This window comes from Chryseobacterium sp. C2(2020) (assembly GCF_014218915.1).
GTDB lineage: Bacteria > Bacteroidota > Bacteroidia > Flavobacteriales > Weeksellaceae > Chryseobacterium > Chryseobacterium mucoviscidosis.
On the sequence record NZ_JACLCT010000039.1, the window covers coordinates 29,700 to 41,969 of the forward strand.

At 36.8% G+C, this 12,270-nt stretch carries 12 protein-coding genes; 6 read left to right on the forward strand and 6 right to left on the reverse strand.

Annotation, left to right across the window (positions count from 1 at the left end; genetic code table 11):
• Positions 1-2: 2 nt before the first annotated feature.
• Positions 3-428, forward strand: a complete 426-nt coding sequence (locus H6W52_RS17715) for a PaaI family thioesterase (RefSeq protein WP_116099439.1) — start codon at positions 3-5, stop codon at positions 426-428.
• Complete coding sequence (gene fabF / locus H6W52_RS17720) at positions 429-1,670, forward strand: beta-ketoacyl-ACP synthase II (RefSeq protein ID WP_116099440.1); 1,242 nt, start codon at positions 429-431, stop codon at positions 1,668-1,670.
• Between the two features lie 175 nt (positions 1,671-1,845).
• Here fabF and H6W52_RS17725 read toward each other — a convergent pair whose 3' ends face one another.
• The 3 genes from H6W52_RS17725 to msrB form a co-directional block, all read right to left on the reverse strand.
• Positions 1,846-2,604, reverse strand: a complete 759-nt coding sequence (locus H6W52_RS17725) for a murein L,D-transpeptidase catalytic domain family protein (RefSeq protein WP_116099441.1) — start codon at positions 2,602-2,604, stop codon at positions 1,846-1,848.
• A gap of 105 nt (positions 2,605-2,709) precedes the next feature.
• A complete protein-coding gene (locus tag H6W52_RS17730) occupies positions 2,710-3,108 on the reverse strand; it encodes a hypothetical protein (RefSeq protein WP_116099442.1) in 399 nt (132 codons plus the stop codon).
• 14 nt (positions 3,109-3,122) lie between these two features.
• Complete coding sequence (gene msrB, locus H6W52_RS17735) at positions 3,123-3,566, reverse strand: peptide-methionine (R)-S-oxide reductase MsrB (protein WP_108409118.1); 444 nt, start codon at positions 3,564-3,566, stop codon at positions 3,123-3,125.
• A gap of 143 nt (positions 3,567-3,709) precedes the next feature.
• On the opposite strand from msrB, the gene H6W52_RS17740 reads away from it, so the two are divergent.
• Positions 3,710-4,954: a DUF445 domain-containing protein gene (locus H6W52_RS17740; RefSeq protein ID WP_116099443.1), complete on the forward strand. Its 1,245-nt coding sequence runs from the start codon at positions 3,710-3,712 to the stop codon at positions 4,952-4,954.
• Positions 4,955-5,011: 57 nt separating this feature from the next.
• Here the strand turns inward: H6W52_RS17740 and H6W52_RS17745 are convergent, their stop codons facing one another.
• From H6W52_RS17745 to H6W52_RS17755, 3 genes are all read right to left on the reverse strand, one after another.
• Entirely contained in the window at positions 5,012-6,049 is a 1,038-nt protein-coding gene (locus H6W52_RS17745) for a quinone-dependent dihydroorotate dehydrogenase (protein WP_116099444.1), read from the reverse strand.
• A gap of 278 nt (positions 6,050-6,327) precedes the next feature.
• The gene (locus H6W52_RS17750; protein ID WP_116099445.1) at positions 6,328-7,023 is read right to left on the reverse strand and encodes a pseudouridine synthase; all 696 of its coding nucleotides are present in this window, start codon (positions 7,021-7,023) and stop codon (positions 6,328-6,330) included.
• Positions 7,024-7,046: 23 nt separating this feature from the next.
• Positions 7,047-8,102, reverse strand: coding sequence for an alpha/beta hydrolase (locus H6W52_RS17755; RefSeq protein ID WP_116099446.1), 1,056 nt, complete (start codon positions 8,100-8,102; stop codon positions 7,047-7,049).
• A 153-nt stretch (positions 8,103-8,255) separates the two neighbouring features.
• Between H6W52_RS17755 and H6W52_RS17760 the strand changes: the two genes are divergently transcribed.
• The 3 genes from H6W52_RS17760 to H6W52_RS17770 all read left to right on the forward strand — a co-directional run bounded on the left by H6W52_RS17760 (position 8,256) and on the right by H6W52_RS17770 (position 12,176).
• Positions 8,256-8,768 (forward strand): hypothetical protein, encoded by a 513-nt coding sequence (locus H6W52_RS17760; protein WP_116099447.1) that lies wholly within the window; start codon positions 8,256-8,258, stop codon positions 8,766-8,768.
• Between the two features lie 264 nt (positions 8,769-9,032).
• On the forward strand, positions 9,033-10,574 hold the full coding sequence (locus H6W52_RS17765) for a glycine--tRNA ligase (RefSeq protein ID WP_116099448.1): 1,542 nt from the start codon (positions 9,033-9,035) through the stop codon (positions 10,572-10,574).
• Between the two features lie 84 nt (positions 10,575-10,658).
• Complete coding sequence (locus tag H6W52_RS17770; protein ID WP_116099449.1) at positions 10,659-12,176, forward strand: hypothetical protein; 1,518 nt, start codon at positions 10,659-10,661, stop codon at positions 12,174-12,176.
• The last annotated feature ends 94 nt before the right edge of the window (positions 12,177-12,270 follow it).

Consider the following 12,270-nt stretch of genomic DNA (forward strand, 5'->3'; position numbering starts at 1 on the left):
ATATGGATAAATTACAAATATTAAAATCATTCATCGGAAAAGAGTTTACAGAATCTCCTTCTCCCTTTATGAAATGGCTGAATCCTGTTGTTCTTTCGGCAGAAGAAGGACAATTGGAATTTCAGTATACAGTACGGGAAGAATGGCTGAATCCCATGGGAAATCTTCACGGTGGGGTTACCGCAGCCATTTTTGATGATGTTATCGGAGCCACTATGTTCTCTTTAAACGAAAAAAACTTTATCGTAACCATAAATAACAGCATCGATTATTTTTCAACAGCAAAAGAAAATGATAATATTGTAGCTGAAACGAAAATCATCAAAAGAGGAAAGCAGTTTGTAAACGCAGAGTGCGAAATCTGGAATGCAGATAAAACGCGCTTAATTGCAAGAGGAACCTCTAATTTATTCAAAATCAGTAACTAAATGAAAAGAGTTGTCATTACAGGACTTGGCGCAGTAACGCCTTTAGGAAATAATGTTGAAGAATTCTGGAACAACAGCATCAACGGCATAAGCGGAGCCAACAAAATCACCCACTTCGATACAGAAAAATTTAAAGTTCATTTTGCCTGTGAGGTTAAAAATTTTGATCCGAAAGTCCATTTAACACATAATGAAATCAAAAGAAGTGATCTTTTTTCACAATACGCGATGTATTCCACAGCAGAAGCTTTAACAGATTCCGGATTGGAGCTTGAAAAAATGGATCCTTTCGACACCGGAGTAATCTGGGGAACCGGACAGGGCGGAATGTGGACGTTCGAAAGTGAAGTGATGGAGTTTACCAAAGGAGACGGAACGCCAAGATTCAATCCTTTCTTTGTTCCAAAATTCATTGCGAATATGGCTTCGGGAATGATTTCAATGAAATTCGGACTTCAGGGAATCAATTATACAACCATTTCAGCGTGTGCAACAGGAAATACTGCTTTGATGGATGCTTTTAACTACATCAGATTAGGAAAAGCCAAAGTGATTGTGAGCGGCGGTTCTGAAGCTGCGATCACTCCCGCTTCCATTGGAGGTTTCTCGATTATGAAAGCCATGTCTACAAGAAATGATGATTTTGCCACCGCAAGCCGCCCTTATGATGCAGAACGAGATGGTTTTGTGATGGGAGAAGGAGCGGGAGCCTTAATTCTTGAGGAATATGAACACGCCAAAGCAAGAGGCGCAAAAATTTATGCAGAATTGGCAGGAGCTGCGATGACAGCCGACGCATATCACATGACAGCACCTCATCCCGATGGAGTCGGAGCCATTAAAGCGATGCAACTGGCTTTACAGGAAGCTGGAATCAACACCGAAGATATTGATTATATTAATCCTCACGCTACTTCTACTCCAATGGGAGATTTGGTAGAATTAAACGGGATCAATAAATTATTTAAAGGAAGTAAAAATCTTGACATTAGTGCCACAAAATCCATGACGGGACATTTGCTGGGAGCTGCCGGAGCTGCGGAAGCCATTCTTTCAATCAAAGCGATAGAAAAAGGAATTATTCCGCCAACCATTAATCTTCACAATATTGATGAAAACATCCCGAAAGACCTGAATATTGTTTTTGGAGAAGCGAAAGAAAAGAATATCAATTATGCATTGAGTAATGCTTTTGGTTTCGGAGGACACAATGCCACGTTGATTTTTAAGAAGTTTTCTTAAGCTTTTTGAATAAATCTCTGGAAGATTGAGCAGATAAAACAATTCTGTATCATCCGCTCTTAATGAACGAAAAATAGTAATTTAATAGATTCTTCCCTCGTCAGAATGACAAACGTGCAGGAAATTTTTAATTTAATAGAAATAAAAAAAGCAGTCAAATCCGACTGCTTTTCTGTTATGCTTTTAACCACTCCGATTTGGAAAGGTAATTCTGATCCGGATAATAAATAAAAAGAAGATTTCTTCCTTTTATGGTATTAATGATCGGTTTTGTTAAATCTCTCGGAACTGCGGGACAACCCCAACTTCTGCCGATTCTTTTGTGCATGGCGGCAAATTCTTCGCTTACATAATCTGCGCCGTGCATAACGATGGCTCTTCTGTAGGCTGCATCATTAAATCCTTTGTCCATTCCAAGTAGTCTAAGAGAATAGCCGTTGTCGCCGTCGTACGTTGCATCCGTGATATAAAATCCTAAGCTGCTCTGCAACGAACTTTCCGTGTTAGAAAAATTCGTAGCAAATTCTTCGCCTGTATTTTTTCCGTGCGCCACTAATGAATTAAACAATACCTTTTTCTCATTCATGTCAATTACCCAAAGTCTTTTTGTGTTCGAAGACATAGAAAAATCGCATACCGTAAGTAAATGCGAATCCCCGTTAAGCAAACCTGCTTTCTTCATATTTTCAAAACCTGTTACTGCTTTGAAAAAAACCTCCTCATTAAGTTCGTGTCCCTGCTCGAAAACAATAGATTTGTATAATTCTTCTGATGAACTTTCTGCTGTTGCCGCAGATTTCTCAGATTTCGTGTCGGCTAATCTTACAATTTTTGTTGTACTGATTTCATTCTTTTCGATTGCCTTTTTTGGAGACAAATAGAATGAAGTAGTAACGATGTAAGCTGCACCTAATAAGCTATACAATGCTTTCATTCACTATTTCACTATTATGTTAAATCCAATTGAGTCAGCAAATGTATAAAACATAATTAGGGTAAGCGCAATAACTCCACAAAGTTTAACGCAATTTAAGAAATTTTAACTACCAGATAATGAGCTACTTCTTATTTTATTATATAGATATTCAATTTCATCCCAATATTCTTCATTGATGTCTTTATATACCATATAAACCCATTCAACAGCCAGTAAATCTAAAGTTTTTTTTGATTCTATCCACTCTATAATACTATTTATAGTTATCCTTTCATCAAACGCAAACCATTCGCCTGCTGGAAGCAGCAAATTTGAAAAAAGTACAGGAAAAACTTCATACTTATTAATTTTTTTCACCTCATCAAAAGTATACGAGCTTTGGGATATTGTGGTAGCTATATATTTTAAATGAAAATCCTGTTTTAATTCCGTATCCAAATAAAGATCAGATAATGCAATCCAAATAGGTTTCCGTTCATCAAAATTAATAACTTCTTTCATAGCTCATCATGATATTATTTTTCAGAATCTGCAACAAATTCCAGACTTATGGAATTCATACAGTAGCGTAATCCTGTTGGTTGAGGACCATCATCGAAAACGTGTCCTAAGTGGGAATCGCATCTTTTACAGAGTACTTCTACCCTTTCCATTCCATAGGTAGTATCTCTTTTGTAATACACTCCTTCTTTATCTGCTTCAAAAAAACTTGGCCAGCCGCAACTGCTAGAAAATTTCGAAGTGGAACGGAATAAATGGTTTCCGCACACCGCACAGTAATATTCTCCCAATTCATCAAATTCATTATATTTTCCGGTGAATGGTCTTTCCGTTGAGGCTTCTCTGGCAATGGCATATAAATCCGGAGACAGGATTTTTCTCCATTCTTCATTGGAAATATCGAGTTTTGAAGTATCTGTTCTGGAGTAGTATGGATTGTTTTTTGCTTGGTTTTCCATAGAATTTTAAATATTTTTATAAGTGAGACAAAATTTAAGCCGTAAAAACAATGATTCTGAGAAATCAGACATATAAATTACTATTTTTTTACAGCAAAATTTGTCCTTGAAAATTCACAACCAAATTTACTAAATTTGAGCATATGAATGATGAAGCCAAAAGAAAACAGCTCAGAAAATACAAAGCATTTGCCACAGGATTATTTGTGTTAATGGCAGTTCTGTTTATCGGGACTACCTTATTGCAAAAAACCATAGACTCGCACTGGATAGGTTATGTTCGTGCCTTTTCCGAGGCGGCAATGGTGGGAGCTTTGGCAGACTGGTTTGCCGTAACAGCCCTTTTCCGCCATCCGCTCGGATTACCGATTCCGCACACCAATCTTATTGAAAACAGCAAACAGAAACTGGGAGACAATCTGGGAAGTTTTGTCGTAACTAATTTTCTTTCTCCGGAAAACATCAGACCTTATATCCAGAAATTAAAAATCTCGAATTTTGTGGGAGAATGGCTCGGAAAAGAAAAGAATCAGGATGTTTTGCTTAAAAACCTTTCGGATATTGTTCTGGATATTTTAAATAAGCTCGATGACTCGGAAGTAAGCCGTTTTATCAGCAACAAAGTGTCTGAAATGACAGATACCATCAAACTGAACGCCATTTTAGGCAACGGAATTAACTATCTTTTAGACAAAAACGATCATCAGAGGATTATTACCAATCTTTCTTCTCAGATTAAAAATTACATCGCTGAAAATGATGAAATGATTAAAGACCGCGTGAAAAAAGGAAGCTATACTTTTATCCCTGCTTTTGTGGATAATAAAATTGCTGATAAAATTACCTCCGGACTTTCAGATTTTTTCAAAGAGATTGAACAAGATCCGAACCACGAAATACGAAATCTGATCACCCAGAAAATCTATGATTTCTCCAATGAACTCAAACAGGATCCGAAATGGGAAGAGGAATTTAAAAATATTAAAAATGATCTCCTCAAAAACGACAAGCTGAATGAATATTCCAACGACATCTGGATTTCCATTAAAAATACGTTAACGAAAGAACTTCAGGACGATGAATCTTCACTAAAGAAATATTTATCTAAAAATCTGAATGAATTTTCACAGAATTTAAAAAATGACGAAAATTTTCAGAAAAAAATCGACGACTGGGTTCGTGTTACCGCTTACAAATATATTCTAAAAAATACCCATCAATTCGGAAACCTCATTAGCTCGACCGTCGGAAACTGGCAGGGAAAAGAATTAAGCGAAAAGCTGGAGCTGGAAGTAGGGAAAGATCTTCAGTTCATCCGTGTGAACGGAACGATCGTCGGTGGTTTGGTGGGGCTGATTATTTATACGATTGCGCATTTTTTCCTTTAAAATCATAAAAAAAGAGCTCAGGAGAACTCTTTTTTGTTTTTCAGAAATTTCAACAAATTATACAGAGAGGCGACTTGCTCTTGTCAAAATTTCCTTATTAATATCTTGAATCAATTCCGGACCTTCGTAGATAAAACCTGTGTACAACTGAACCAGCGTTGCTCCTGCATCCAGTTTTTCGAGCGCATCTTTTGCAGAATGAATTCCGCCAACTCCAATGATTGGAAATGCTCTGTTGCTTTTATCAGAAAGATATTTGATCATTTTTGTGCTTCTTTCACGAATAGGTTTTCCGCTAAGACCACCATTTCCGATTTCTGCTAAAACTTCAGGTGACGCTTTCAGCCCTTCTCTGTTCACTGATGTATTGGAAACTACGATTCCGTCGATTTTTGTTTCTGCAATCAGTTCAATAATTTCATCTAATTGATTGTTATTCAGATCCGGAGCAATTTTCAGGAGAATTGGTTTCTGTACAGATTTCGACTGGTTAATTTTTTTCACTTCCGTAATCAGTTCACGAAGGTAATCTACATCTTCCAGTTTGGCGTGGCTTCCTACGTTCGGACAGCTTACATTCAGCACAAAATAATCTACATAAGGATGAAGCCCCTCAAAACATTCCAGATAATCCTGCGTGTAATTTTCGGGAGAAGTATTCGTATTTTTTCCGATGTTTCCACCGATGATGATTTTTCCTTTATTGCCTTTCAGTTTTTCAATCGCTGCTTCCAGACCGTCGTTATTGAAGCCCATTCTGTTGATAATTCCGCCATCTTCAATTAAACGAAACAGTCTTTTTTTAGGATTTCCCGCCTGAGCTTTCGGCGTTACGGTTCCAATTTCCACAAATCCAAAACCAAGATCTCCCAATTCATTGAACAAAACTGCATTTTTATCGAAACCTGCCGCCAAACCAACAGGATTTTTAAATTTCAAGCCAAAAACTTCTCTTTCCAGACGCTTGTCTTCAATAGGTTTTGGAAAAAATAATTTGGTAAGAAATCCGAAATTTTTAAGCATCGAAAAAGTAAAATGGTGTACTTCTTCAGGATCAAATTTGAAAAGAATCGGGCGAATGAACGATTTGTACATTGAAAAAAAGTTTTACAAAAGTACTCATTTTAAAATTAACGTTCGGTTAATGTATGATATTTTATGGAAAAAGATATTATCAATGGTATCTATAAAACATAAGATCTGTGTAATGTGCTAAAGCTACGATCGTTTGTTAAATTGCTTTCAGGAGCTATTTCCCGCTTTCCATTACAATCTTTTTTTGCAAAAAAGGATTTTCATTACAATCGGGGCTAAACCTCGGTCATTAATTTAAATGTGAGAAGTCTTCACAAAGTTGATGGAAGTTTAAGAAATTAAGAATATGCGCTCAAATCCAGTTTCAAAATATCCCCTACTTTTTTGAAATCATCATCAATAGTCGCATTTACCGTGATTCTTTCGTTGGAAACCGGATGATTAAATGTCAGTTGATGAGCGTGAAGTGTCATTTTATTAATATCAAAGGTTTGAAGCCACAATTTATTCTGTTTGTTGCAGCCATGTTTTCGACAGCCTAAAATCGGATGTAAAATATGTTTAAAATGCTTTCTCAACTGATGAAATCGTCCCGTTTCAGGGATGGCTTCTACTAAGCAGTATCTGGAAGTCTGATGTTTTAAAAAGGGTAAATCGATCTCTGAAGTCTGCAGACGGCGATAGTATGTGATTGCATTTTGCGTAATTTCGTTTTCGTTAACCAGATCGTAATCGATTGTTTCCTCTTCTTTCGTCCAGCCTCGCAAAATGGCAATGTATTTCTTTTCAACCTGTTTTTCCTCAAACTGAGTGCTCATCATTCTCAGTGTATCTTTATCTAAAGTGAACAGCAAAACACCCGAAGTTTTCCGGTCTATGCGATGAACAGGATACACTTTTTGTCCGATCTGCTTCCTCAGTTCCTGAATCGCATACGTATCCGCTTCTCCGGAATAAAAAGATTTATGAACCAACAATCCGCTCGGTTTGTTGATGGCAATAAGATGTTCGTCGCGATAAAGAATTTCTAACATCCGGCAAAAGTAGAAGTTTTATATTATTCTTCAAACTTAAGATGTATATTAAAAAACGGCAGCATCTGATTTTCAATTCTTCCGTTTTCTTTGCTTACTTCGCTTCCGTGCGTTCCTATGTATTCCTCAGCTTCATGTTTTATACCGAGCATTTCCAGTGTTTTGCTGAAATTCAGGCAGCTTGGCGGAATATGTTTCAGCTCGTCGTTTCTACCCCAGTCGAATTTTATGGCTTTTAATTTTTTCAGATTTTCATATTGTGAAAAAGGCAGTTCTGAAGTGGAGTTTCTGTTCATTTCGTCTAAAATGGCTGAATTAATCCTTACATTTTCACCTTCAAAAGAAAATGGAAGATCTGCAAAAAAGGGAGCTTTATTTTTATTTCCGTTGTAAGCTCTTGCGATGGCAAAGACAATATTTAACCTTGCATTTTCAGGTTTGGATACATCCTGAATGTTTTTAATTTGATCAGCATTTTTATAGAGTTCCATTTCTGAAAGTGCAAAGAAACGGGCGTCTAAAATTCCGGGAGACAGTGCATACACAGAAGAAAAAACTTCGGGATGAAGTATGGCATTTCTCAGCGCTCCGTTTCCGCCCATGGAATGCCCTGAAATTCCGCGGCTGTCTTTATTTGCTATTGTTCTGTAATTTTTATCAATAAAATCGACCAGCTCAACAGACGTAAAATCTGACCAGTTTCCTGAAGATTTTGAATTGGCGTAAAAACTTCCTTTAAAAACGGTGCTTTCATCGGGCATGACAACGATAACGGGTTTTATCTTTTTTGAATAAATCGCCCGATCAAAAATATGATTGATCTTATCGTTGCTCACCAGCAAACTGTCGCTCCAGAAAAAACCGTGTAAAAAATAAATAACGGGATATCTTTTGGAGGATTTTTCATAATCCGGCGGAAGATAAACGGTTACTCTTCGCTTAGGATTTTCTCCTGCACTATTCTGTAATGTTTTAGCAGTAATATAAGTTGTAACGATCTTTCCCTCTGAAATTTTCTGCGCAAAAAACAAATGACTTACCAAAAGAAAAATAACAATTAATAATCCTGATTTTTTCATGACTCAATTTTGATAAAGCAAATTACGATAAATTGTCTCAAATTAAGACAATAATAATTAAAATGATTTCATACCTCTGATATTGAAAAAAATTAACATTTTAAATTCTTTTGATAAAAGAGAGAATCTTTATTTTCGCGCAAATTTTTAACTATGAAAAAGCTATTATTTACTTTATTACTTAGTATTTTTCCATTAATTTCTTTTGCCCAGAATTCAGATTCACTGAAGTTGGGAAAATCCAACAGAGAGTTTTTTATCAAAGGAGATCAGAAATTTAAGTTTTCCGAGTATAAAAAAGTGTTCACCAATCCTGAAGCGCTGAACTATATGAAGAAAGCGAACACGAACAGTACGGTTTCTCAGATTTTCGGAGCAATTGGCGGTGGTTTTATCGGTTTCGGATTAGCAAAACAGATATTACGTACCAAAACGGCTTATCACAATGGTGTAGCCTACAAAGTAAAAGATAAAAGCGGTTGGGGATTGGTAGGAATCGGAGCAGGATTTGTGGGAATCGGGATTCCTTTTGCGATCAGTTCCGGAAAAAATCTAAAGAAAGCTGTGGATACGCAAAACCAGAATCCGGAAGGCGGAGAAACAAAAACCGCTTCTTACAGGTTAGACATCACAGGAAACAGCATCGGATTATCCTACAATTTCTAAGATATACAGGAGCAGTTTTTACAACTGCTTTTTTTTGCTGTTCTTAGTAGTCCTGATTGAACGGCATGTCTGAGCTCTTTTTCTGTTTTCAGCGCGGCGGCTCCGCCGCGCTGAAAACAGAAAAAAGCGAGTAGTGAAAGCAGGTTCCCGACTCCTGAAATTTAAAAATGTAAATATTTGCTGTCTATTGACGGCTTTTTTTATTGAATTTCATGGAATTGGGATTCAAATTCATATTTTTGCACTTTCAGACGTTAAAAAATTATGGCAAAGCAAGAAGATGTTTTCAAGAAAGTGATTTCTCACGCTAAAGAATATGGTTTTATTTTCCCTTCGAGTGAGATCTACGATGGTTTATCCGCTGTTTATGATTATGGACAAAACGGAGCCGAGTTAAAAAATAATATCAAGCAATACTGGTGGAAAGCGATGGTACAGCTTAACGAAAATATTGTGGGTATTGATTCGGCGATCCTGATGCACCCGACTACATGGAAGGCTTCGGGACACGTAGACGCTTTCAACGATCCATTGATTGATAATAAGGATTCTAAGAAACGTTTCAGAGCAGATGTTTTGGTGGAAGATTACTGTGCTAAAATTGAAGATAAGGAGAATAAGGAGATTGAAAAAGCAGCGAAAAGATTCGGTGAGGCTTTTGATAAAGAACAGTTTGTGGCAACAAATCCAAAAGTTTTGGAATACAGAGCCAAAAGGGAAGCAATCCTTTCCAGACTAGCAAAATCTTTAGAAAATGAAGATCTTGCTGATGTAAAAGCGTTAATTGAAGAGCTGGAAATTGCTGATCCTGACACGGGTTCTAAAAACTGGACGGAGGTAAGACAGTTCAACCTGATGTTCGGGACTAAATTAGGTGCTTCTGCAGATTCTGCAATGGATCTTTATTTAAGACCGGAAACTGCGCAGGGAATTTTCGTTAACTTTTTGAATGTTCAGAAAACCTCCCGTCATAAACTTCCTTTCGGTATTGCACAGATCGGAAAAGCGTTCAGAAACGAGATTGTTGCAAGACAGTTTATCTTCAGAATGCGTGAATTCGAACAGATGGAAATGCAGTTTTTCGTAGCTCCGGGAACAGAACTTGAATTCTACGAGCAATGGAAGCAAAAACGTCTGAACTGGCATTTGGCTTTAGGTTTAGGTGATGAAAATTACAGATTCCACGATCATGAAAAACTGGCTCATTACGCAAATGCTGCCGCGGATATTGAATTTAATTTCCCTTTTGGTTTCAAAGAACTGGAAGGTATTCACTCAAGAACGGATTTCGATTTAAAAGCGCATGAAGAATTTTCAGGCAGAAAACTTCAGTTCTTCGATCCTGAAAGAAACGAAAACTATGTTCCGTATGTGGTGGAAACTTCGGTTGGTTTAGACCGATTGTTCTTAGCTTTATTCTCTCATTGCTTAAGAGACGAAGTTTTGGAAGATGGTTCCGAAAGAACAGTTTTATCTTTACCTCCGGCTTTAGCGCCAATTAAAGCAGCGATTCTTCCGTTAATGAAAAGAGATGGTTTGGCAGAATATGCAGAGAAAATTTTCAACGATCTGAAATATGATTTCAACTTATTCTACGAAGAAAAAGATGCAATCGGAAAACGTTACAGAAGACAGGATGCGATCGGAACACCTTACTGTATCACGATCGATCACGATTCTTTAACCGATCATACGGTGACGATAAGAGATAGAGATACGATGGTTCAGGAAAGAGTTCCGGTTTCAGAGTTGAGAAGAATTATCGACGAAAAGACAAGTTTCAGAAATTTACTTTCTAAAATATAGACCGAAAGCCTTGAGAAATCAGGGCTTTTATTTTTTTAAGAACATATCCCCGAATTTGCTATTTTTGAAATTCAAATTTTAACCATGAAAAAATTAACATTTTTGGTTTTTGGTCTTATTCAGACAATTGCTTATTCTCAGACTCAGGATCTGGCTTCTTTAGCCTCAGGCAAAAATGTAGGGATGAATGCGCTGTTTGATACCAAAGACAATCTTTACGGCTATGTTTCTATCTATTCCTACGGAAAAACAGACAATAAAAAACAGAAATTCGAATACGTTATTTTAGATAAAAACCTGAATCCGGTTGCCAATAAAGAATTTGAAGCGGGACTTCTGGTTTCCAATTATTTCGGATATGTGGATTTTAAAGGGCAGATTATTCTTCAGCCTTCGGACATCAATTATCTTCAGGCTTTTTCCAAAGATGCAGCGGCTCCTGTTTCTATGGTTATTGATCCTAAAACCAATACAGTAAAGCCCAAAGTGTATTACGATTATCAGGAAGACGGAACGTTTAAAGAAATCTCACAGCCCAAAACTTTTAAAGAAGAAAGAAAAGAAAACCGCGCCGAGAAGAAAGAGAGAGGATACAATTATGTTTCCGTGGTCGGAGAAATTAAAGAAGGCGGTTATCTGGCTTTAGAATACAACGACTACGGAAAATACATCAATAAAAACAGCCTGATAAAATTTGATGATAATAAGAAAGAAATCTGGCGATACAGCTACAATACAAACGGAGATAAAAAAGTATTTTCCGACCTTTCCATTTTGGAAAAGGACGAAAACCGCATCTACGGAATCCTGAGAAAGGTAAATGATGACGACAAAACATTTTCTCTTGTAGTGATTGATATGAAGACAGGAAAAGAACTTTCCAACAAGCCGATAACGGGACTTTCTCCGGAAACCATTTATAATATTGATGCTTTAAGCGGAATTGATAATGATAAAACTTTTGATGATAAAGTAGTTTTGCTGGGAAGAAATTATATTTCCAAAGAGAACAGAGGCTTTGCAAGATTTATCCTTGATAAAAACAATTATAATGTAGATCTGAAAACCATCAGCTACAAACCGGATCTTTCCAACCACATTCCAAAACTGAGTGCAGACGGAGGCGTAGAAAACGGCTATTATCTTCAGACGAAGGATGCGTATTTTATGAGCGACGGCAGTGTTGGAATTCTTTCGGAGAAATTCAAACCTGCGGGACAGTACAATGCTCCGAAAACAACTGATCTGGTTTACATTAACACCGATAAAGATTTTAGGGTAAAAGATGTACAGGTTTTTGAAAAAGAAAAATCCAAGTGGGTAAACAGCGATTATCTTTTTTCTCAATATCTGAATGACGGAAAAGATGTTGTCTTTTTCTTCCGCGATTATCAGAAAGATCAGGTAACCAAAGAAAAGAAGTGGAATCTTTTCATCAATACGATTATTGACGGGAAATTCAAGCAGGAAGTTGTTCCTATTTCAGAAAAAGATAATTATGTGGTAACGCCGTATGTTGCGAAAGAAGGTTATATTCTGCTTCGCGAGTTCAACGAAAAAGAAAAATTCAATAAAATCCGTCTGGAAAGACTGAATTATTAAGCGTTGATTTAAATTTTATGACACTATCCCGTAAAGTGTGTAAGTAGAAAAGTTAGGCTTGGATTTTATAATCTGAGCCTTTTTTCAAAAATAA